The sequence below is a fragment of the Kitasatospora sp. NPDC056076 genome (assembly GCF_042266305.1).
Classification (GTDB): domain Bacteria; phylum Actinomycetota; class Actinomycetes; order Streptomycetales; family Streptomycetaceae; genus Kitasatospora.
The window spans coordinates 119,247-140,427 of sequence record NZ_JBHJWG010000005.1; the positions used below are offsets into that span (position 1 = coordinate 119,247).

Consider the following 21,181-nt stretch of genomic DNA (forward strand, 5'->3'; position numbering starts at 1 on the left):
ATCGCGTACGATCACCGCATGGGCAGATGGGAGCCGAACGGGCGCGGACGGCTGGCGGAAGCGGCGCTGGCGCTCTTCGCCGAGCAGGGATTCGAGCGGACCACGGCGGCGGAGATCGCCGTGCGGGCCGGGCTGACCGAGCGGACCTTCTACCGGCACTTCGCCGACAAACGCGAAGTCCTCTTCCACGGCACCGAGTTGATGCGGGAGCTGCTGGTGCGGGCGGTCGCGGGGGCACCCGCCGACGCGACCCCGATGGAGTCGGTGGGCGCGGCCCTCGAAGCCGCGGGCGCCGTGCTGCAGGAGAACCCCGAACGGGTCCGGCGGCGCGACGCCGTCGTGTCGGCCAACCCGGAGCTACGGGAGCGCGAGCTGGTCAAGCTCGACGCGATGGCGGCGGCGACCGCCGAGGCGCTGCGCGGCCGCGGCGTCCCCGCGCCGACCGCCGGCCTGGCGGCCGAGACGGGCATGGCCGTGTTCAAGGTCGCCGTCGCGCGCTGGATCGCCGAGCCGGACGCCTCGGGCGGCTCGGATCTGCCGGCGCTCATCCGCGCGTCCGTACGGGACCTGCGGCAGGTCCTCGCGGCCGGCGCGCCTGACTGAGGCGTGCGGGGATAGGGGCGTGCGGGGGAAGGGTCGTACGGGGAAGACCGGGACCCCGTACCGCACTTCGAGGAGATTCGGGGAGAGCCGCTGCGGATCAGGCGGTGCCCGGGCGCACGGCGGTAGCGGGTCGGGGTGCGGGTTCTGTGGTCCAGGCCCGGACCAGGACGTCGGCGTGGTCCGCGAGCAGGGCGGGTGGCAGCGGGCCGCCGGTCTCCAGGATGACGGCGAGGACGGGCCCGGTGAGCTGGGCCGCGGCCAGTGGCGCGGGGGGCATGTGGGCGGCGTGCGGGCTCACGCGGGCGAGTACGGCCTGGGCTGCGGTGCCGAGGAGGTCGGCGGTGCGGACGAGGTCGCGTACGGCGCTGTCGTGCTGCGCTTCGCCCAGCAGGGCCCGGTAGGCGAGACCTGCGGGTGAGGTGGTGAGGAAGCACGTCAGCGCTTCGAGGAATGCGGTGAGGTCGTCCGTGGGGCGGGCTCGGGGTTCCGTGGCCAGTTCGTGGGCGGCGTCACTGGTGCTTGCTTCGAGCAGGATCTCGGCCTTCGTGGACCACCACCGGTAGACCGTCTGGCGCCCCACCCCGGCCCGCTCGGCGATGCCCTTCATGGTCATCGCCGCGTATCCCTGCTCGACGAGCAGGTCGTCGACGGCGTGGAGAACGGCGACCCGCGCCGCCTCACTGCGGGGGCGCCCGGGTGAAGCGTGCTCTGGGGGGGTGCTCTGCATGGGACCAGCTTAACAAGACACCGTGCCTCGAAATGGTGCTAGCCTCTTTCGAGACACAGTGACCCGTAATTGGGTGGCGGCTACGCCGTGCCCAACGGCCCTCACGGCAGAGGAAGCCCTCATGAACACCACACGCCACCGCATCGGCCCGGCCCGGACCCTCGACCCGGCCGCACCCGCGGAGACCCGCCCCGCCGCCACGCCGGGAGACCGCACGTGAACACCCTGGCGCCCGGGATCCGCGACGGAATGACCCCACGGCAGGCGACGTTCGCCTTCCGCGGCCTCCTCGCGGTGCGGCTGCTCGGCGCACTCGCCAACGGCATCATGCTGCCGTTCATCGTCCTGTGGGCCCACCGCGTCGGCGGACTCGGCGGAGCAGCGGCCGGAGCCCTCTTCCTCGTCCAGGCCGCCGGCGAGTTCACCGGAGGCCTGGCCGGGGGCGTCCTGGCCGACCGGATCGGGCACCGCCGCATGATGCTGCTCTCCACGACGGGAATGGCCCTGGGCTACGGCAGCCTCTTCCTGGTCCACCACGCCGTCCTCGCCCTCGTGCTGTTCCTGGCGGCAGGGCTCTTCGAGTCGGCGTTCCACCCCACCATCGCCGCCCTCATCGGTGACCTCCACACGGATGAGGACCTTCACCAGGCCTACGGACTGACCCGCGTGGTGGCCAGCATCGGCGGTGTGGTCGGACCGGTCCTGGGCGCGGTCGCCGTCGCCTTCTCGCTGTCGAGCGTGTTCGCCGTAGCGGGCGTACTGCTCGTCGCCGCCGCAATCGCCGTGTTCATCACCGTCCCCGCCGACCGCGTCACAGGTCCCGAGACCGCACAAGAGGCAACCGGCGGCGAGGCCGAGAACGTGCACAGCCCGTTCACCCACATCCTGCGCGACCGCAGACTGGCCCTGCTGATCCTCGGCGGCAGCCTGCTGACCGTCACCTTCACCTGGTGGGAAGCGGACGGCCTGGTCCTCCTGAACCGCGTGGACTCCATAAGCCCCACGGCCTACGCCATCCTGTTCGCCGTCGACGCCCTCGCGATCATCCTGTTCCAGATGCGCGTCAGCCGCTGGGCCCGCCGCCGCGACACCGCCCGGCTCCTCTTCCTGGGCGCCGCCCTCCAAGGAGCCGGCCTCGCCGGGTTCGCCGCCGCCGGCCTCGGCTACCCCGCCCTCGTCGCCGCGGCCCTCGTCACCTCCTTCGGCATGATGATCTACGGTCCCACCACCTCGGCGTTCGTCAGCCGCCACGCCCCGGCGGGCAGCAGCGCCACCTACCAGGCCGCCCTGTCCACCTCGCAGGACATCGGCTCGGCGATCGGCCCGATGTCCGGGCTTGCCCTCGGTCGCATCGGACCACCCGCCCTGGTCTGGCTCACCGCACTCCCCCTGGGCCTGCTGGCCGCTCTCGCGACCGCCCGCGCCACCCGGGTTCCACAACAGCGGGGCGCCGGGACCGTGCCGGCGCAGAGGACAGAGCCGTAGCAGCCTCACGGTGCCCATCCGTCGGCGAGAAGGCGGAGACCGTCGAGCGCGCCCGGCGCGCCGTCGGGGTGGGGCGGGCCGAGCCGTGCCGACCCGTGTGGGGCCCGGTCCGGCCGTCAGGGCCGGGCCGGGTCGTTGGGGTGGGACTCCAGGGCGGTCACCGTGAGGGTCATCCACGGCCGCAGCGGGAGGCTGCCCAGCACCTCCTCGTGCAGCTCGTCCTCGTCGGCGGCCCGCCAGACGCCGATGCTGCGCAGCTCGCCGACCGGGCGCCACAGCCGCGCCAGGCGCCCGGCGGCGGCCAGCTCGCGGGCGCGGACGGCCTCGGCGGCGCGCCGGCGGTCGACCTCCGCCGCGGGCGTGCCCTCAGGCACGGTGGTGGTGATCTCGACCAGGAACTCGCGCAGGGGCGCGGCGGCGTCCCGGGGCAGGAGGGAGACCTGGTAGTGGGCGATCGCCCAGCCGTCGGCGGTCCGTTGCAGCAGGACGCCGAGGAAGACGCTCAGCGTCGGGCGGTCGGTGAACGAGAAGTCCACGGAGAGGTATCCGCGGACGAGGTCCCGGGCCGGGCGGTCGGTCGTCAGGATCGTGTACTCGGCGGTCATGCCGGCGGGTTGGGCGGCGTAGTAGGCGGCCACCCCGGGCCGCCCGACACTGTAGGGGTGCAGGCCCTGGAAGACCGCGTCCTCGGTGAAGAGGGCGGCGACGCGTTCGGGCTCGTGCCGGTCGACCGCGTCCTTCCAGCGGTCGAGCACCTCGCGCAGGACGGTCTCGTCGGCCGGGTCCTCGTCCATGGTCCGGGTCTCCTCTCGGGAGCGGCGGTGCCGCTGCGGTGGCCGGCGCTCGCGCCGCCGCCCAGGTGCAGGATCCCCCGGACCGGGCGCCGGCCGCTCGTCGGCGGGGGTGCGACGGGCGCCGGTGGACTTCATGGACAGGTGTCCAGTTAAGATGGACACCTGTCCATGAACCTCGGGAGCTGACGATGCGTACGACGGCGGAACTGCTGGTCGGCCTGGTGGCCGTGCTGCACGGGTACATCCTGGTGCTGGAGATGTTCCTGTGGGAGCGGCGGCCCGGCCGCGAGCTGTCCGGGTTCGACCCGGAGCTCGCCCGGGCGACGGCGCCGCTGGCCGCCAACCAGGGCCTCTACAACGGCTTCCTGGCCGCCGGGCTGGTCTGGGGGCTGCTTGCCGGCGGTACCACGGGCCACCAGGTGCAGGTGTTCTTCCTGTCCTGCGTGGTGGTGGCCGGGCTGTACGGCGGCGCCACCGCGAACCGGCGGATCCTGCTCGCCCAGGCCCTGCCCGGAGCGGTCGCCCTCGGCGCCGTCCTGGTGGCCGGATGAGCGCCGCCCCGGACCCGAGGGACGCCCTGAACCCCAGGGATGCCCTGAACCCGAGGGGCGCCGTGGACCCGAGGGCCGAGCGGACCCGGGCCGCCCTGCGGCGGGCGCTGCTGGCGGAGTGCGCCGAGCGGCCGCTCGCGGAGGTCAGCGTCGCCGCCCTGGTGCGCCGGGCCGGGGTGGGGCGGGCCACCTTCTACGTGCACTACGCCGATCTGGAGGCGCTGGCGGTGGACGCCTGCGCCGACCTGGTCCGGGTGGCGGTGGACGCGCTGCACGCCTGGCGCGGCGTGCCCGACCCGGACGTCCCGCCGCCCGCCCTCACCGGGTTCTTCACCGAGCTGGTGCCGCACGCCGGGCTCCACCGCGCCCTGCTGGCACCGGGCGGCGGCGGGCCGCTCGGCCTGGTGCTCAACCGCGAGCTGCGTGAACGCAGCCGCACCGAGCGGGCGTTGGCCGGAGCGCCGGAACCGGACCTGGTGGCGGCCGCGGTCGCCGGCACGTTCACCGGGGTGCTCGCCGACTGGCTGCACGGCCGGATCGCGGCGGAGCCGGAGCGGGTCGCCGAGCGGGTCTGGCGCCTGCTGATCTCCCTGCACCGCACGCCGGGGCTCTGACCGGCACGACGGCGGGGCGTCAGGCCACCGGGACGGGTACAGGCGCCCGTCCGGTCTCGGCGATCAGGGCGCGGAGGGCGGCGGCGACCGGGGCGGGGCGTTCCTGCATGGCGACGTGGCCGGTGTCGGGGAGGGTGAGCAGGCGGGCGTCGCGGAAGGCGGCGTAGGCGCGCGGGGCGAGCCGGAACGGGACGAGACGGTCCTCCCGGCCGTAGACCAGCAGGGTGGGGGCGGTGATCCGGCCCGCCTGGTGCCAGGGGGAGGCAGCGCCCCGGTGCAGGGAGGAGCGGACCACGGCCCGCATGCCCGCGGGCAGCATCCCTCCCGCGTACGGGAGTTCGCTGCGGCGCAGCCGTTCGCGGGCCTCCGCCGCGCGCACCTCGGGGCGGACCCGGGCGGGGTCCGCGTAGATCAGCCGGTAGAGGTCGTCCAGTTGGCGGTCCGGGCTCCGCTCGGCGAGCAGCCGGGCGTACAGGCGTGGGGCGCCGGGGAGGGCGAGCAGCGCCGCGCGCAGGGCCTGGGGGGAGGGGAGGGCGGGCAGCACGGGGGCGAGCAGGGTCAGCGAGGCGACCAACTCGGGCCGATGGGCGGCGATGTGCAGGGCCGTCAGGCCGCCGAGGGAGTTGCCGACCAGATGGACCCGGCGGTGCCCGGCGCGGTCCAGGTGGGCGGCGACGGCCGCGGACTGGCCCTCGACCGTGACGAGGCCGCCGGGCGGGGGCGCCGACCGGCCGTAGCCGGGGAGGTCCAGGGCCAGGCAGTGCACCGCGCCGCGCAACTGGCCGATCAGGGCTGCCCAGTTGTCGGTCCATCCGCCCAGGCCGTGCAGGAAGACGGCGGTGTCGGCGGCGGGTGCGGTGCCGGGGGTGTAGGCGGCGGCGAGCGGCTGGTGCACGGGGGCTGGTTCCTTCGGGAGCGGAGCTGCGGTGGAGTGGCGGTGGCGTCGCGCGGCTCACCGCCGCAGGGCTCCGGTGGTCTCCGCGATGGCGAGGCGGTAGTGCCCGATCAGCCGGTCGCCGATCGACGCCCAGTCGCGCTCGGCCACGGCGGCGCGGCCAGCCCGGCCGAGTTCGGCCCGCAGGCCGGCGTCCCGGGCGAGCCGGTCGACGGCCGTCCGGAACTCCTCGCCCACGCCGGGCGGCACCAGGAAGCCGGTGCGCCCGGGGCGGACCAGGTCCAGCGGCCCGCCGGCCGCCGGGGCGACCACCGGCAGGCCGCTGGCCATCGCCTCCTGGACGGTCTGGCCGAAGGTCTCGTACGGTCCGGTGTGCGCGAAGACGTCGAACGAGGCGTACAGCCGGGCGAGTTCGTGCCCGGTGCGGCGGCCCAGGAACTCCGCGTCCGGCAGTGCGGCCTCCAGCGGGGCGCGGCACGGGCCGTCGCCGACCACCACCAGCCGCACGCCCGGCAGCCGGGAGGCCTGCACCAGCCGGTCGACCTGCTTCTCGGCCGCCAGCCGTCCGACGTAGCCGACCAGCACCTCGCCGCGCGGGGCGAGCCGGCGGCGCAGCGCCTCGTCGCGGTGGCGCGGGTGGAAGCGCTCCCGGTCGACCCCGCGCGGCCACAGGTGGAGCCGGGGGACGCCGTGGGCGGCCAGCGCGTCCAGCGACGCCCGGGAGGGCGCCAGCGTCCGGGCGGCCGCGCCGTGGACCCGCCGTAGGATCCGCCAGGCCGTCCGGGCACCGGCCTCGCCCGCGAACGGGAGGTAGGTCCGGGCGTAGGCCGCCATGTCCGTCTGGAACACCGCCACGGCCGGGACGCCGGCCCGCCGGGCGGCCGCGGCGCCGGCCGCGCCGAGGGCGAACGGCCCGGCCAGGTGGACGACCTGGGGGCGGTGCCGCTCGATCGCGGCCGCCAACTGCCCGCCGGGCAGGGCGATCCGCACCTCCGGGTAGCCGGGCAGCGGGACGGACGGGACCCGGAGCACCTGGTAGCCGTCCACCCGCTCGGGGCCGCGCCGGGTGCGGGTCGCCGGGGTGACCACCAGGACGCGGTGGCCGCGGGTGCTCAGGTGCTCGGCGGTCCGTAGCACGCTGTGGGCGACGCCGTTGAGCTGCGGCGGGAAGGACTCGGTGACGATCAGGACCCGCAGCGGTCCGCCGTCCGGCCCGGGGGCGGCGGATGCAGCGAGTGCGGAGGGGCCGGCGGGGGCGAGCGGCACGGCCGGTCCGGACAGGAGACGGCTCACCGGGCGGCCCCGCTCTCGATGCGGGCGGCCCCGGTCTCGACCCGGGCACGACCGTCCTCGGCCCTGGCCCCGGGTACGGCCGCGCTCGGCGGCGCGTCGACGCAGCGGCCCACCGCCCGGAGGTCCCGCAGGATCTCCCGGAACGAGTCGACCAGCCCCGCCTCGGCGTACGGCAGGCCGACCTCCGCGAGGTAGGCGCGTACGATCCGCGAGGCCGGGCGCAGCGCCGGGACGGGTATGGCCGGGAAGAGGTGGTGCTCGATCTGGTAGCCGAGACCGCCGAACAGGAAGTGGGTGAACCGCCCGGCGCGCAGGTTGCGGGAGGGCAGCACCTGGCGCCGGAGGTAGTCGGCGGGCTGCTCGTCCGGTCCGGTCATCGGCATGCCCTTGTGGTTGGGCGCGAAGATGCAGCCCAGGTAGACGCCGAGCACGGCGCCGCACAGCACGGCGAAGGCGAGCGCCTGGAGCGGGGTGAGGACGGCCAGCAGCAGGCCTGCCGCGAGGGCGTAGTGCAGGGCGGCGAGGGTCCGTTCCAGCACCGGGTGGCGCAGCCGGCCCCGGGTCAGGGTCACGGCGGTGGCGACGACCAGGCCGAGGGCCTGGAGCGAGAGCAGCGGGAAGAACAGCTCCGCCTGGTACTTGGCGACCGTCCTCCTCAACCCCTTGGTACGGGCCGCCTGTTCGGCGGTGCGGACGAAGAGCATGGCGTTGGCGGCCGGATCGCGCCCTTCCCGGTTCGGGTGGGCGTGGTGGCGGTTGTGGTCGCTGACCCACCAGCCGTAGCTCATCCCGACCACCAGGTTGCCGAGCAGGATGCCCGCGAGGTCGGTGCTCCGGCGCCCGGAGAACACCGCGTGGTGCGCGACGTCGTGGCCGAGCAGCGCCAACTGGCCCAGCACGAGGGCGAGTACCGGCGCCAGCGCGAGCTGCCACCAGCTCGCGCCGACGACGGCGAAACCGGCCAGCAGCAGGACGAGGGCGCCCAGCAGGGCGGCGGCCCGGCAGCCGTAGTACAGCGGGCGCTTGCGGAGCAGCCCGGCCTCGCCGACGCGTCGGCGCAGCTCGGCGAAGTCCCCGCGCCGGGTGGTTCCGGCGGTCGGGGTGTCCTGAAGGGTCATGCCACCATCCCGGTCTCGGGTCGCTCCGGCCGGTCGTGGCCGCAAAGCCACCCGTCCCGGGGCCACACGCGGTGGCCCCGGGACGGGCGGCGGCCTCACCCTTCCGCACCCGACCGGCCGGTGTCCCCGGCGGACCCGTGTCGCGGTCGGAATGGGCTCGAACGGGCAGGAGACGGCGGGGGTTGTTCCGGCGGGAGTCCGAGTCTCGCGCGCCCGTGCGAAGCATCCGGGTGGCGGGAGCGGCGTGTCCGGCGACCTGCCAGGCCGTCGGCCGGGGGTGCGTCAGACCGTGGGCCGGGGGTGCTCGGCGGCCATCTCGTCGAGGACCGCTCCGAGCGGGGTCGGGGCGAGGTCCAGGACGGACGCGGTGAGCGACGCGTCGAGGAGGTTGGGGCGGTCGTACAGGTACAGCATCTCGGGGAACTCCGCCATGACCGGGTCCGTCCGTCCGATCTCCGCCAGCTCGGCCCCGGTCAGGTGGCCCAGCTCGGGGCCGGGGGCGGCGGCTGCCCGGGCCAGGCGGTCGGCCAGCTCGCGGACGGGGGCGTGCGAGGTGGACGGCACGTGCCAGGCCCGGCCCCAGGACTGCTCGTTCCGGGCGGCGGCGACCAGGGCCCGGGCCGCGTCGCCGGTGTAGGTCCAGCTGTGCGGGGCGTCGAGGTCGCCCGGGTAGGAGACGGGCGATCCGGCCAGGACCGGCGCCCCCACCATGAGCGTGAACGGCGAGTAGGCACCGGCACCGAGGTAGTCGTTGGCCCGGACCTCGGTCACCCGCACCCGGCCCGCCTGGTGGGCGGCGAGCGCGTCCTGCCACATCCGGGCGCGGACGCGGCCCTTGACGCTGGTCGGCGCCATCGGGAGGTCCTCGGTGACGGGCCCGTCCACGATTCCGTAGCCGTAGGTGTTCCCGAGCATGACGTAGTCCGCTCCACTGCTCTCCGCCGCTGCCAGCAACGAGGCGGCCAGCGGCGGGAAGTCGGCCAGCCACCGGTCGTAGGCGGGCATCGCGCAGTTGAACAGCACCGCCGCCCCGCGGGCGGCCTCGATCAGCCGCACGGTGTCGACGGCGTCGACGGCCACCCGCTCGATCCGCTCGTGGACCGGGCCGCCGCCCCGGCGGGTGACGAGCCGGACCCGCTCACCGGCCTCCGCCAACAGCCGTGCGGCGGACGAGCCGGTGGCACCGGCTCCGACGATGACGTACAAGGACACGGATGCACTCCCTGGTCGAAGGGCCGGGGCCGGTCGCCCCAGCGGGCTCTACCCTCCGCCACCGGTGATCCGTAAGGTAGTGGCCCGAATGCCAGACAACCGGAGGTTCGGGCCATGCACCGGGTAGCCGTCATCGCCGTTCCCCCGGCCACCACCTTCGACCTGTCCATCCCGGAACTCGTCCTCGGCGAGACGACCGTCGACGGCCGCCCCGGCTACCGGGTGCGGGTGTGCACCGCCCGCCCCGGGCCCATCGCCACCGGCAGCAGCCTGGAGGTCACCGTCCCGCACGGGCTGGAGGCCGTCGAGGACGCGGACACCGTCATCGTGACCGGAACCGCCGCCCGCGACGACGTCGACCCCGGCGTCCTGGCGGCCCTGCGCCGCGCCTCGGCCGCGGGCAAGCGCGTCGCCTCGATCTGCACCGGCGCCTTCGTCCTTGCCCGGGCCGGGCTGCTCGACGGGCGGAACGCCACCACCTACTGGGCCAAGTCCCAGGAGTTCACGGCCCGTTACCCCGAGGTCCGGCTGCGGCCCGATGTGCTGTACGTCGAGGACGGCAAGGTGCTGACCTCCGCCGGACTGTCGGCCGGCATCGACCTGTGCCTGCACCTGGTCCGCTCCGACTACGGCGCCGCGACCGCCAACGCCGTCGCCAGGCTGGTGGTCGCGGCACCGGTACGGCCCGGCGGGCAGGCCCAGTTCATCGCGACACCGCTGCCGCCCGAGACCGGCACCTCGCTGGCCGCGACCCGGGCCTGGGCGCTCGACCACCTGCACGAGACGCTCACCCGCACCGACCTCGCGGCCCACGCGAGGGTCAGCGTCCGCACGCTCGCGCGCAGGTTCCACGACGAGACGGGCCTGAGCCCGCTGCAGTGGCTCCTCCACCAGCGCGTGATCCGGGCCCAGGAGCTGCTGGAGACGACAGAGCTGCCGATGGACCAGGTGGCCCGGCTCAGCGGCCTCGCCACCACCGACTCGCTGCGCCACCACCTGACGCGCAGGACCGGGCTCACCCCCAGCGCGTACCGCGCCGGGTTCACCCGGCGCCCGGCCCCGGGGGAGCACCGGGGCGGCTGACGCCAGGGCGGTTGACGCGGAGGCCGCCGACGCCGGGCGCGCCGACGCCGAGGCCCCGGGTGGTTCCCCGGGGGCCTCGGCGTCAAGGGTTCAGTGGATCAACGGTTCGGTGAATCAAGGGTTCAGTGGATCAGGTGGAGCGAGAACTCGTCGTCGGTGGGGACCGACGGGGTCTTGACGTGGGTCACGCCCGTCGCCGTGTCGAAGTACCAGCCGGAGGTGGCGGTGTCGAGGGCGGCGGCCGAGTGGAGTTCGGGCAGTCGGCCGCCCTGGGTGACGACCAGGCGCGGGGCGGACTGGCCGTGCACGGTGAAGCGGTACGAGCGGGCGTCCGGCTTGCCGGTGTAGCTGCCCTCGCTGGCGCCGACCTCGACGGTGGTGACGGGCCCGTGGGCGTGGACCTCGACCTGCTGGGTGGCGGAGGAGCCGGCGTTGTACTGGCGGGTGACGCCGTCGTCCTCGTACAGGGTGTACGAGGAGTCGCCCTTCGGGTAGAGGTCGTAGTCGAGTTCGCCCTTGTCGCGGTTCTGCCAGGACAGCGTGCCCTGCGGCCACATCGGGACGATGGCGCCGCCCTTGACGAACACCGGCAGGGTGTCCAGCGGGGCGGAGTAGTTGTCGATGGTGGTGGGGCCCTGGTAGGTGCGCCCGGTCCAGTAGTCGGTCCAGGTGCCCTCGGGCAGGTAGATGCCGTTGCGCACCGAGGTGTCGGAGTACACCGGGGCGACCAGGAAGTCCGGCCCGGCGAGGAACTCGTACGTGGCGTTCGGGCCGAGCGCGGCCTTGTCGTGCGGGTACTCCAGGGCGAGCGGGCGGACGGCGCCGATGCCGGTGCGGGTGGCCTCGGCGGACAGGGTGTACATGTACGGCAGCAGGCGTTCCTTGAGCTGGAGGTACTTGCGGTTGATCGAGGTGTAGGGCTCGCCGTCCAGCCAGGGCTGCTGGTCGCGCTGCTCCTTGCCGGTCATGTCCTTGGCCCAGCCGTCCATGGTCATGATGGTCGGCAGGAAGGCCTTCCACTGGAGGTCGCGGGTGTACATCTTGGGGTCGCGGCGGAAGATCGAGCCGACGTCCCCGGTGTCGTAGGCGATGCCGGACATGGTGGCGCCCGCGTAGGTGGGGATCTGCCAGCGGATGTAGTCCCAGGACAGGCTCTGGTCGCCGCTCCACAGCACGCCGCAGCGCTGGGCGCCGGCCCAGGAGACCGGCAGCCAGACGAAGCCGCGGGCGTCACTGTTGTCCTCGATGCCGGCCTTGGCCTGGTCGCAGGCGTTCAGCGCGAAGTCGTAGCCGTTGCCGACCCAGGCGACGTCGAGCTTGCGGACCCGGACCCCGGCCTTGACCTCCTCGGCCTGGTTGGGCAGGCCGTTCTGGGTCCACAGGCCGAGCTGGGCGTGGTCCTTGCGCAGGCCGTCGCCGGTCTGCGGGAGGTTCTCGTAGCCGCAGCCGTAGCCGTCGTTGACCAGCATCCAGCCGAGCGGCATCTGGTTCTGAACGTAGCCGTCGGCGACCTTGAGGGCGTCGGTGGTGTGGCGCTCGCCGCGGTTGGCGTTGTGCAGGTAGCAGTCGGAGTCGCCGGGCTCCAGGCCGTAGACCGGCGGCATGAAGGGCTTGCCGACCAGCGAGGTGTACTGGCCGATGACGGACTTGACGTCCCCGGTGAAGTAGTAGGCGTCCAGGCGCCGTTCCTGCTGGCCGGTGCGCACCGGCGAGCCGAAGTCGTAGATGCCGGGGGCGAAGGTGTTGCGGAAGACGCCGTAGCCGCCGCTGGAGACGTAGAACGGCTGGGAGTTGTTGTAGCCGCCCTCGTTCCAGTTGGTGCTGTTGGCGACGTGGACCACCTGGTCGCGGTGCGAGAAGCTGCCGTTCTGCTCGCCGCCGCCGAAGAACTGCTCGTCGGCGCCGCGGGTCAGGCTCTGCCGCAGGCCGCTGGTGGACCAGCGCATCGGGGCGTTCTCCTGCCAGATCGCGGTGCGGTTGTCGGCCTGGTAGAGGCCGAACCGCAGCGGGTGCTTGTAGACCCGCAGTACGACGTGGCCGGAGCGGATGCCGTAGTAGTCGCCGGCGTCGAACGAGGAGGTGCGGGGCTGGAGTTCGGGCTGCTTGCGGATGATGGTGCTGCCCGCCGGGTCGGTGATGGTGCCGTCCGGCGCGGCGCGCAGCCGCAGTTGGTCGTCGGCGAGGAAGTCGACCTTGGCCTTGAGGGTGCCGGCGGCGATGTCGTAGCTGCCCTTGCCGCCGCTGAACGAGGTGAGGTCGCCGGCGTCGGCGGTCTGCGGCAGGTAGGCGCGGCCGGTGAAGGAGCCGCCGTGCACGTCGTAGGGGACGACCAGGACGTGGTAGGTGCCGGAGGCCTTGGGGATCACCGTCGCCTCCGGGTCGGCGGTGCCCGCGCTCTCGGCGACCTCCTTGCCGTTGGCGTCGTAGATGTACAGGTCGAAGTCGTCGGTGGGGTTCTGCCACTGGACGGAGATCGGGACGCCGCCCTCGGGGTTGTCGTCCCAGTAGCCGTTCGGGACGTTCACCGTCAGGTCGAAGCGGGCGCAGACCGCGCCGTCCGGGTCCTGGGCGACGGCGGGGCAGGAGGTGGCGCCGCCGAGGGTGCCCTTGGCGTAGGTGGGGCTCTGCCAGGTGACGTTCTGGTGGCTGCCGTCCAGGACGGCGGCGGGCGGGCCGGCGGCGTGGGCCGGCACGACGGGGCCGGTGACGGCGGCGAGGCTGGTCAGGGATGCCGCGAGGGCGGCCCGGCGGAGCTGGGGTCGGAGCAGGCGCACGGGGGTTCTCCTGTCGACTCGGGGGCTCGGGGGTTCGGGGGAGGGGGACGGGGAGCTGCGGTGTCGGTCAACGTGCTCGAACAAGGGGTTACTTGACGGATCCGGCGGTCAGGCCGGAGACCACGTGCCGCTCGATCAGCGCGAACAGCACCACCACCGGCACGATCGCGACGACCGAGCCGGCGAACAGGTAGTTCCACTGGACGGTGTAGTTGCCGATGAAGCTGTTGATCCCGACGGTCAGCGGCTGGCTGCCAGGATCGGTGGACAGCGTCAGGCCCATGACGAACTCGTTCCAGGCGGAGATGAAGGTGAAGATCACCGCCGTGACCACGCCCGGCAGGGCCAGCGGCAGCACCACCCGGCGCAGCGCCCCGATCCGGCCCAGGCCGTCGAGCAGGGCGGCCTCCTCCAGCTCCACCGGGATCGAGGAGATGTACGCGGTGAGGATCCAGACCGCGAAGGCCAGGTTGAAGGCGGCGTTGCAGAGGATCAGCGTCCAGACCGAGTTGAGCATGGACAGCTGGTAGAACTCCCGGTAGAGGCCCACCAGCAGGGAGGTCGGCTGGAACATCTGGGTCACCAGCACCAGCAGCAGGAACAGCCGGCGGCCCCGGTAGCGCACCCGGGCGGTGTAGTAGGCGGCGGGCAGCGCGACCAGCAGCGCCAGCAGGGTGGAGCCGCCGGCCACCAGCAGGGTGACCCGCAGGTTGTCGCCGAGCGTGGACTCCTGCCACACGCCGACGAAGTTGGACCAGGCGAAGTGCCGTGGCAGGTACGTCGCGTCGCGCAGCTCGTCGGCCGGGCGCAGCGCGGTGACGACCATCTCCAGGTACGGGAACAGGAAGACCGCGGCCAGCAGCCAGGCCGCCCCCGCGAGGGCCAGGGTGCGCGGCCTCCAACGGTTCTGACGCAACATCAGTTCTCCTCCTGGTTCCAGCGGCTGACCTTGAGGAAGGCCAGCACCATCAGCACCACGAGGGCGAAGTTGACCACCGACATCGCCGCGGACTCCCCGATGTCGGTGGACTTCAACTGGTACATGAACACCGTGCTGGTGGCCGTGTCGCTGTTCGGGCCGCCCTGGGTCATGCCCCAGATCACCGGGAAGGAGTTGAAGACGTTGATCAGGTTGATCACCAGGCCGACCAGGAACGCCGGGCGCAGCAGTGGCAGGGTGATCCGCCGGTACGCCTGCCAGGCCGAGGCGCCGTCCACCCGGGCCGCCTCGTACACCTCGGCGGGGACGGTCTGCAGGCCGGCCAGCAGGGTGTAGGTGGTGAACGGGAGGGAGACGAACACGGCGACGAAGACCATCCAGGGCCAGGCCGTCGAGGGGTCGCCCAGCCAGTCCCGCGGGCCGTCGACCAGCCCGAGGTCGGTCATGACGGTGTTCAGCACGCCCGCCGTCCGGTCCAGCATCCAGCGGAAGCCGATCGCGGTCATCAGCACGGACGCCGCCCACGGCGCGATCAGCGCCCAGCGGGCGTAGCGGCGGCCGGGGAAGCGCTGGTCGAACAGCTGGGCCAGGGCGAGCGACAGCAGCATGGTCAGGCCGACCACGGCGAGGGTCCAGGCCACCGTGGCCAGCAGGACGTGGCCGAGGTCCGTCTCGTCGAACAGCTTGCGGTACTTGTCCAGTCCGGCCGAGCCGCGGACGAAGCCGCTGGTGCTGACCCGCAGGAACGAGGTGCGGACCATCTCGTACACCGGCCACAGCACCACGGCGAGGATCAGCAGCACGGCCGGGGCGATCCACGGCAGCGGGCCGAAGCGACGGCCTCTGCGCACAGGGGGGTTGGGAGTCACGGGGGTGCCTTTCACGGCCGTCGCCGGGTGCCGGCCGTCACTTGTTCGGGGTCGGCCGGCACTCGCTCGGGGTGGGCCGTCAACTGTCGGGCGCCTGACGTCACTTGTTCGCGACGGCGTCCTGGGCCTTCTTCTGGAGGTCGCCGAGCACCTTGGCCGGGTCGCCCGCGACGGCGCTGCCGACCGACTTCTTGATCTCGGCCGAGACCGCGTCCCAGGTGGTGTCGCCGAGCGGGTAGAACACGGCGTTCGGCAGCAGGGCGAAGAACGGCGCGAGGTCCTGGTGCTTGCCCCCGGTGGTCAGCTCCTGCAGTGCGCTCTTGGTCACCGGCATCAGGTTGTACGTCTCGTCGAAGGAGACCTGGTTGGCCTTGGTGTACGCGAAGTCGAGGAACTTTCGGATCTGGTCGCGGTGCCCGTTCTTCTTGAACGCCATCATCCAGTCCGCCACGCCGAGGGTGGAGGCCAGCGGGCCGTTCTTGCCGGGGATGGGTGCGACCCCGTAGTCGACCTTGCCGTCCTGCGCCATCTGGATCAGCGACGGGTGCCCGTTGAGCATGGCGGCCTTCCCGGCCGCGAAGTCCGCGAACGCGGTCTTGCGGTCGGTGGTGGCCGGGTTGGCGTAGGTCAGCCCCGGGTCGACCAGGTTGGACCTGAGCCAGCGGAAGGTGTCGATGTCGGCCTGGCTGTTCAGGGTGTACGCGCCGTCCTTCCCGGTCGGCCCGCCGTCGTTGCCCAGCTCCCAGATCATGCTCTCGCCCTGGGCCTCCTCCGGCCCCAGCGGCAGCGCGTACGGCGTGACCCCGGGCACCTTGGCCTTCACCAGCTCGGCGTCCTTGCGCAACTCCTCCCAACTGGTGGGCGGTTGGCCGATTCCGGCCTGCTGGAACAGCGCCTTGTTGTAGAACAGTGCCCGCGCCGAGGACACGAACGGGATGCCGTACTGCACGCCCTTGACCTGCCCCGCCCGGGCGAAGCTGTCGATCAGGTCGCCCCGGGTGTCGGGCGACAGCACGTCCTCGGCCTTGTACAGCAGGTCGTCGGCGACCTTGTCGGCGTACCCGCCGGTCTGCAGCACGTCCGGCACGTTGCCGCTCTGGATCATCGTCTTGACCTGCTTGTCGATGTCGTTCCAGTTCACCACCTGGACGTCCACCTTGATGCCGGGGTTGGCCGCGGTGAACGCGGTGGCGACCCCGTTCCAGTAGTTCTTCGAGCTGTTGGACTCCTTGTCGCCGTAGTCGGCGGCCACCAGCTTGAGCGTCACCTTCCCGTCGGCGTCCGCCCCACCACTGCCGCTCCCGCCGCCACTGCCGCAGGAGGTGAGGGCGAGCGCCCCCAGGGCACACGCCGAGACGAGGGCCAGCACACGTTTGTCCACCGCAGATACCGCCTTCGTGCGTGCTTGATCGGATGATCCAAGATGCTTGAAGAACACTGGTTTTGAGCAGTTTCGAAAGAGCAGCTTGCTGCTCCGGGCGGTTCATGTCAATCGTGACTGCAGTTTTGAGCAACACAACCCCTGACTCTCGGCCCACCGCGCCCCGCTCTGCGCAGAAACGCTCAAACCATGGGGTGGTCCCGGCCCCGCCGCTCGGGCGAGTGGTCCCCGCAGCTCATATGTCGCTCAAATGTCTTCAACTCTTGGTGAGTTGGGCCACATCATGGAGTGCCCGCGGCGGCCGGACACGCCAGGTGTGTCCGGAACGCGGAGCGGGCACCCGTGGGTGCTCGGAGCAGGGGGGCCGAATGTCATCAGGTGTGCGGACGCTTTCCCGGGTGATCACGGCGATCGCGCTCGTGGCCGCCTATGCCGCGCTGCACGTGCTGATCACGGTGGTCGAGAGCCGACAGGCCGAGAGCCGCCTCCAGGACGGCCCGGCCCGCGTCGCCGCGTTCACCGTCCTGGTGGACCGCTTCGCGGCCGGTGACCCGACCGCCCGCACCGAACTCGTCGCGGCGAGGGCGTGGTTCGAGGAGAACGTGCCCGCCGGCCGGGCCCGGGCCACGGTCGCCGCGGTCACCGGCCTGGTGGACCTGGGCCGGGGCGCCTCCGCCCGGGCGCGGGCCGGTGCGCTCGCGGCGGACGTCGAGCGGGATCGGGCGGGCCTCGACCAGGACCTCCGCTCCGAGACCCTGGCGGGGCTGTGGCTCACGGCGGGCGCGCTGGCCTTCGCCGGACCGTCGCTCTGGCTCCGCCGCCGACGCAGGGCGGCGACCGCGGAAGCCGTTCGTACGGTCGGCCGGTTCGCCGAACGGCATCCGCCCTGGCGCCAGCCGCTGTTCCTGGCCGCGAGCGGCCTCGGCTACACCCTGTTCATCGGAGGGATGACCCTCGTGAGCATGGCCCAGCGAACGAGTCCGACCGAACACGACAGGCCGATGACCGTCCAAGTCCTGTTGCTTCCGGTGGGATTGGCCGCGGTCGGCGCGGGCTTCCTGATGCTGCGCTACAGCCGGCCCCGTTCGACCCGGGGTGCGGTGCGCGCCCTGCGGGCCGACGGCCGCCGGCCCGTCCTCTACCTCCGCAGCTTCGCCGACGACCGCACCGCGGCCCAGGTCGACGACGGACAGGCGCTCAATATCCACTCCCGGGAGGAGCAACTCGCCTCCGCCCTGGGGGCGTTCGGCCCGGTGATCGCGGTGGGCAGGCCCGGTGAGCCGCTGCCGCTGCTCGGTGCGGCACGGTTCTACCTCCCACTGGACGACTGGAAGCCGACGATCCTGCGGCTGATGGACCTCTCCCAACTCATCGTGCTGCGGGTGGGCGTCGGCGAGGGACTGCGCTGGGAGATCGACCAGGTCGTCGCCACCCAGCCCGCCCGCAAGCTCCTCCTGCTGACACCGGGCCGGGTGAGCGAGGCGATCGACAGCCTGGACGGTCGGCTGCCGGTGCCCCTTCCGCTGGAGGGGGTGGCGGCGGACACCTCCTGGATCTCGGCCGCCGTCACCTTCGCACCCGACTGGACACCGCAGGTGACGGCGGTCCAGCCCACGTCCGGCCCGGCGCCCCACCGGCGCTGGATCATGCGTCGCCTCAGGGCGGCCAAGGAGGTGACCTGGGACCCCTCACCGGCGCGCCGGACGGTCGGCGCGATGAAGACCGCACTGGCGGCGGTGGGCGTCCGCGGCCGGATGGTCGTGGTGCGCAGCGACATCAACATGCTCGGCACCTGGGGCAAGGGCATGGTGGCGCTCGCGATCCTGGTCCTGCTCTACCGGCTGCTCGCACTCGCCGCTCCCTGAGAGCGCCCGGCCGCAACCGGCGCCGGGCGGCGGAGCCCGGCGCGACGTCGAGGACGCGGTGAGGACGCGTCGGGAACGCATTGAGGACACCTCGAAGAAACGTCGAGGACACGTCGAGGACAGCACGTCAACGGAGGGAACCCATGAGCAACGCACAGCAACACGGCGCCGGTCGCACGGGCGGTACCGGAGCGAGGACGCACAGGCCGGTGACCGGTTGGGGCGTCGCCGCGGCGGTGCTGATCGCGGTGGAGGTCCTGCGGGAGGTGCTGGTCTCGGTGGCCAACTGGCGCGACTACCTGCTCATCCACGACTACCTCAACGGGGCGGCCACGGACGCGGACCTCGCGGCCGCCGATTCGGACACCCTCACGACGGTGTCGTCGCTGGGGGCGAGTTTCGTCCTCTGGGGCGCGGCCGGGGTGGCGTTCCTGGTCTGGCTGTGGCGGGCGCGGATCAACGCGGAGGCGCTGGGGGGTCGCGACGCCCATCGCCGCTCCCGGATGTGGGCGGTCGGGGCTTGGACGGTCCCCGTGGCCAACCTCTGGTACCCCTACCAGGTCGTCACGGACATCTGGCGGGCCAGCGCGCCCCGGCGGCCGGCCCCCGACACGCTGGTCAAGGCCTGGTGGGCCTGCTTCATCCTGGCCGAGGTCGTCAAACCGCTCCAGTGGCGCCTGGCCAACTCCGAGGAGAGCGAGTCGGACGTGCTGGCCAACGCCAACGCGTCCGCGCTGCTGACGGCACTGTTCCTGGTGGCCGGGGTGCTGGTCATCCTCCTCATCCGGCAGGTCACGACCTGGCAGAACCGGGCGGCGGAAGCCGCGGGCGGTGAGCGGTGAACCCCGTGGCCGCCCGCCCCGCCGATCCCCACCAGCCGCCGGAACTGCTGGAGTTGTACAAGCTCGCGGTGGAGATGGCCGACCGGGTGTCAGCCCGCCGGGGCGCGGCCAACGCCTTCTTCCTCTCCGTGCAGACCGCCCTGGTCACCGTCGTCGGCTTCGGTGTTCCCCAACTGCGGGAGGCCGCGTGGTGGTCGGTGGTCGCCGTCACCGCGGCGGGCCTGACCCTGTCCGCCGCGTGGTGGCTCCAACTGCGCAGCTACCGGGACCTCAACGCCGCGAAGTTCAAAGTCATCAACGAGCTGGAGAACGGCCTGCCGGCCAAGGTCTTCACCGACGAGTGGAACCACCTCAAGCAGACCCCGCGCCAGGCCGGGCGCAAGCGGTACGCGGAACTCGGCATCTCCGAACGGCTCGTCCCCTGGGTGTTCGCCGCGGTGTATCTGGTGATCCTCCTGGGAACGCTGCTCGAATGACCTACCTCGACGAGCTCGCCGACCTCATCCGCTCGTGCCTTCCCGCCGCCGCCGCGCCGCCGGCCGACTCCGACGACCTCTTCCGCAGCTACGCCGTACTGCTCCGGGCGAAGGGGACGCAGGTCACGGACGAGGACGTCCACGACGCCTGGTCGGCGTGGATGCAGTCGACGAACGCCGACCACGGCGCCCTGGTCCCCTTCCAGGACCTCACCCCGGAGACCAGGGCCCTCGACGCCCCGTACGCGGAGGCGATCCGCGCCGCGGCGCGCAAGGCCGGACGGTGACGACCGGCGGCCGGCCCCGGCCCGGGGAGCGCGTCCACTGAGACGCGGATCCTCGCGCTCCGAAGGGCCTCGGCACTCGACAAGGCTGCCTGCCGGAAGGAGGCGTGAGTGACCGTCACCCACCGGAAGCGGGGAACTCCGGACGGGCGGAAGACGGCCGAACGGCCCGCGCGCTCGCGGTAGGGTGGCGCGCGCGGTCGGGGAGGCCGCAGGCAGGCACGGCGGTTCGGGCGTACGGCCCGGACGTTCGGGAGGGGAGCGGCGTGGCCGGGGACGTGACGGTGGAGACGATCGACCTGGGGGACGGCACCACGGTACGGGCCGAGGTGATCGGCGAGGTGATCGGCGAGGTGGGCTTCGCCGAGGCCGAAGGACCCGGGGCCGCCCCGGCCGCCACCCCCGCCGCCGCGGAGTGACCGGCCCGCACCTCGACGGCGCCCGGGCCGAGGCGCTGCACCGCTGCGCCGTCCGGATCGAGGCCGCGGGCGCCTTCCTGGGCAGCGGCTTCCTGGTCGCCCCGGGCCTGGCGGTCACCTGCGCGCACGTGGTGCTGGACCGGCGCGGCCCGGCCGAGGGCCTGGTGGTGCGGTACGGGGCGAGCACGCACCCCGTGCCGCCCGACGCCGTCCGGGCCGAACCCGCCGAGCTGGGCACCGGCCCCTTCGAGGCGTTCCCCGACCTCGCGCTGCTCGCCGTCCCGGCGGCCGGCCCCGGCCACCCGGTGGCCCCGCTGGCGGGCGCCGAGGCCGAGCCGGGGACGTGGCTGACCGCCCTCGGGCACTCCACGGCCACCCCGACACCGGGGGTCAACGAGGACACGGTGGCCCTGCGGGTCGTCGGCCGGTCCGGGGAGTTCACCGCCGTCACCGGCTTCGTGCAACCCGGCCTCAGCGGCAGCATGCTGGCCGGGCCGGACGGGCTGGTGCGCGGCGTGCTCAAGAGCACCCGCTCGCACAAGCAGGACCTGGGCGGCTGGTACGTGCCACTGGCGGCCCTGGTCGCCTTCCTCGGCCCGGAGGTTCGGGCAGCCGCGCCCCCACCTCCGCCCACCGACGCCGACCTGGTGACGGCGCTGATGGCCCTCCCGTACACCGCGCGCGCCGACGGCCGGTTCGACCTGCTGGAGCGGATGGGCGAGCACCTCGGCCTGCCGAACTCCTTCGAGGTCGAGGAACGCTCCGACCGCCGCGACCACCTGTTCCGCATCGTGCGCCGCTGCCGCCACCACCGCGACGCCCCGGCGGCCCTCCGCGCGCTGTACACGGCACTGGAGGAACTCGCCCCCCACGACGGCGCGTTACCGCACCTGAGGGACGTGCTCGGCCGGGCCGCCGGGGACCGCCCCGCGGACGGTCCGGGGAGCTGGTAGGCC

21 protein-coding genes and 1 pseudogene are annotated in these 21,181 nt (G+C 73.3%); 11 read left to right on the forward strand and 11 right to left on the reverse strand.

Translation table 11 applies throughout. The features are described from left to right. Nucleotides 1-18: 18 nt before the first annotated feature. Nucleotides 19-603, forward strand: coding sequence for a TetR/AcrR family transcriptional regulator (locus ACFC1T_RS06210; RefSeq protein WP_375884216.1), 585 nt, complete (start codon nucleotides 19-21; stop codon nucleotides 601-603). Nucleotides 604-700: 97 nt separating this feature from the next. Here ACFC1T_RS06210 and ACFC1T_RS06215 read toward each other — a convergent pair whose 3' ends face one another. Further along, nucleotides 701-1,330, reverse strand: a complete 630-nt coding sequence (locus ACFC1T_RS06215) for a TetR/AcrR family transcriptional regulator (RefSeq protein ID WP_375884217.1) — start codon at nucleotides 1,328-1,330, stop codon at nucleotides 701-703. A gap of 249 nt (nucleotides 1,331-1,579) precedes the next feature. Here ACFC1T_RS06215 and ACFC1T_RS06220 point away from each other — a divergent pair, with 249 nt between their 5' ends. Further along, a complete protein-coding gene (locus ACFC1T_RS06220) occupies nucleotides 1,580-2,815 on the forward strand; it encodes an MFS transporter (protein ID WP_375884220.1) in 1,236 nt (411 codons plus the stop codon). Between the two features lie 116 nt (nucleotides 2,816-2,931). Here ACFC1T_RS06220 and ACFC1T_RS06225 read toward each other — a convergent pair whose 3' ends face one another. Together ACFC1T_RS06225 and ACFC1T_RS06230 are read right to left on the reverse strand one after the other, a co-directional pair. Continuing rightward, nucleotides 2,932-3,222 carry a muconolactone Delta-isomerase family protein gene (locus ACFC1T_RS06225; RefSeq protein ID WP_375884461.1) on the reverse strand — a complete coding sequence of 97 codons (291 nt, stop codon included), beginning with the start codon at nucleotides 3,220-3,222 and terminating at the stop codon, nucleotides 2,932-2,934. Nucleotides 3,223-3,243: 21 nt separating this feature from the next. After that, nucleotides 3,244-3,609 (reverse strand): annotated as a pseudogene (locus ACFC1T_RS06230) (YybH family protein); the annotation flags it as partial. 188 nt (nucleotides 3,610-3,797) lie between these two features. On the opposite strand from ACFC1T_RS06230, the gene ACFC1T_RS06235 reads away from it, so the two are divergent. Together ACFC1T_RS06235 and ACFC1T_RS06240 are read left to right on the forward strand one after the other, a co-directional pair. Further along, nucleotides 3,798-4,160 carry a DUF1304 domain-containing protein gene (locus ACFC1T_RS06235; RefSeq protein ID WP_375884222.1) on the forward strand — a complete coding sequence of 121 codons (363 nt, stop codon included), beginning with the start codon at nucleotides 3,798-3,800 and terminating at the stop codon, nucleotides 4,158-4,160. After that, a complete protein-coding gene (locus ACFC1T_RS06240; protein ID WP_375884224.1) occupies nucleotides 4,157-4,774 on the forward strand; it encodes a TetR/AcrR family transcriptional regulator in 618 nt (205 codons plus the stop codon). The genes ACFC1T_RS06235 and ACFC1T_RS06240 overlap by 4 nt, the downstream gene beginning before the upstream one ends. Before the next feature lie 19 nt (nucleotides 4,775-4,793). Here ACFC1T_RS06240 and ACFC1T_RS06245 read toward each other — a convergent pair whose 3' ends face one another. From ACFC1T_RS06245 to ACFC1T_RS06260, 4 genes are all read right to left on the reverse strand, one after another. After that, nucleotides 4,794-5,669, reverse strand: a complete 876-nt coding sequence (locus ACFC1T_RS06245) for an alpha/beta fold hydrolase (RefSeq protein WP_375884227.1) — start codon at nucleotides 5,667-5,669, stop codon at nucleotides 4,794-4,796. A gap of 57 nt (nucleotides 5,670-5,726) precedes the next feature. Beyond that, nucleotides 5,727-6,866 (reverse strand): glycosyltransferase family 4 protein, encoded by a 1,140-nt coding sequence (locus ACFC1T_RS06250; RefSeq protein WP_375884464.1) that lies wholly within the window; start codon nucleotides 6,864-6,866, stop codon nucleotides 5,727-5,729. A 92-nt stretch (nucleotides 6,867-6,958) separates the two neighbouring features. After that, nucleotides 6,959-8,080 (reverse strand): fatty acid desaturase family protein, encoded by a 1,122-nt coding sequence (locus ACFC1T_RS06255; RefSeq protein ID WP_375884230.1) that lies wholly within the window; start codon nucleotides 8,078-8,080, stop codon nucleotides 6,959-6,961. 282 nt (nucleotides 8,081-8,362) lie between these two features. Continuing rightward, nucleotides 8,363-9,292, reverse strand: coding sequence for an NAD-dependent epimerase/dehydratase family protein (locus ACFC1T_RS06260; protein ID WP_375884232.1), 930 nt, complete (start codon nucleotides 9,290-9,292; stop codon nucleotides 8,363-8,365). Between the two features lie 114 nt (nucleotides 9,293-9,406). Here ACFC1T_RS06260 and ACFC1T_RS06265 point away from each other — a divergent pair, with 114 nt between their 5' ends. Further along, nucleotides 9,407-10,375, forward strand: coding sequence for a GlxA family transcriptional regulator (locus ACFC1T_RS06265; RefSeq protein ID WP_375884235.1), 969 nt, complete (start codon nucleotides 9,407-9,409; stop codon nucleotides 10,373-10,375). Nucleotides 10,376-10,497: 122 nt separating this feature from the next. On the opposite strand, the gene ACFC1T_RS06270 is transcribed toward ACFC1T_RS06265, so the two are convergent. The 4 genes from ACFC1T_RS06270 to ACFC1T_RS06285 form a co-directional block, all read right to left on the reverse strand. Beyond that, the gene (locus tag ACFC1T_RS06270) at nucleotides 10,498-13,149 is read right to left on the reverse strand and encodes a TIM-barrel domain-containing protein (protein WP_375884237.1); all 2,652 of its coding nucleotides are present in this window, start codon (nucleotides 13,147-13,149) and stop codon (nucleotides 10,498-10,500) included. Between the two features lie 88 nt (nucleotides 13,150-13,237). After that, nucleotides 13,238-14,068 (reverse strand): carbohydrate ABC transporter permease, encoded by an 831-nt coding sequence (locus tag ACFC1T_RS06275; RefSeq protein ID WP_375884239.1) that lies wholly within the window; start codon nucleotides 14,066-14,068, stop codon nucleotides 13,238-13,240. Further along, on the reverse strand, nucleotides 14,068-14,940 hold the full coding sequence (locus tag ACFC1T_RS06280) for a carbohydrate ABC transporter permease (protein WP_375884241.1): 873 nt from the start codon (nucleotides 14,938-14,940) through the stop codon (nucleotides 14,068-14,070). The genes ACFC1T_RS06275 and ACFC1T_RS06280 overlap by 1 nt, the downstream gene beginning before the upstream one ends. Before the next feature lie 118 nt (nucleotides 14,941-15,058). Then, complete coding sequence (locus ACFC1T_RS06285; protein ID WP_375884243.1) at nucleotides 15,059-16,339, reverse strand: extracellular solute-binding protein; 1,281 nt, start codon at nucleotides 16,337-16,339, stop codon at nucleotides 15,059-15,061. A gap of 398 nt (nucleotides 16,340-16,737) precedes the next feature. Between ACFC1T_RS06285 and ACFC1T_RS06290 the strand changes: the two genes are divergently transcribed. The 6 genes from ACFC1T_RS06290 to ACFC1T_RS06315 all read left to right on the forward strand — a co-directional run bounded on the left by ACFC1T_RS06290 (nucleotide 16,738) and on the right by ACFC1T_RS06315 (nucleotide 21,178). Beyond that, the gene (locus ACFC1T_RS06290) at nucleotides 16,738-18,204 is read left to right on the forward strand and encodes a transferase (protein ID WP_375884246.1); all 1,467 of its coding nucleotides are present in this window, start codon (nucleotides 16,738-16,740) and stop codon (nucleotides 18,202-18,204) included. Between the two features lie 209 nt (nucleotides 18,205-18,413). Beyond that, on the forward strand, nucleotides 18,414-19,046 hold the full coding sequence (locus ACFC1T_RS06295) for a DUF4328 domain-containing protein (RefSeq protein ID WP_375884247.1): 633 nt from the start codon (nucleotides 18,414-18,416) through the stop codon (nucleotides 19,044-19,046). 5 nt (nucleotides 19,047-19,051) lie between these two features. Further along, nucleotides 19,052-19,522 (forward strand): hypothetical protein, encoded by a 471-nt coding sequence (locus ACFC1T_RS06300; protein WP_375884250.1) that lies wholly within the window; start codon nucleotides 19,052-19,054, stop codon nucleotides 19,520-19,522. Next, entirely contained in the window at nucleotides 19,519-19,809 is a 291-nt protein-coding gene (locus ACFC1T_RS06305; protein ID WP_375884252.1) for a hypothetical protein, read from the forward strand. Before ACFC1T_RS06300 ends, ACFC1T_RS06305 begins: the two co-directional genes overlap by 4 nt. Before the next feature lie 263 nt (nucleotides 19,810-20,072). Further along, nucleotides 20,073-20,225: a hypothetical protein gene (locus ACFC1T_RS06310; protein WP_375884255.1), complete on the forward strand. Its 153-nt coding sequence runs from the start codon at nucleotides 20,073-20,075 to the stop codon at nucleotides 20,223-20,225. Continuing rightward, nucleotides 20,222-21,178, forward strand: a complete 957-nt coding sequence (locus ACFC1T_RS06315) for a trypsin-like peptidase domain-containing protein (RefSeq protein WP_375884257.1) — start codon at nucleotides 20,222-20,224, stop codon at nucleotides 21,176-21,178. The genes ACFC1T_RS06310 and ACFC1T_RS06315 overlap by 4 nt, the downstream gene beginning before the upstream one ends. Nucleotides 21,179-21,181: the final 3 nt, after the last annotated feature.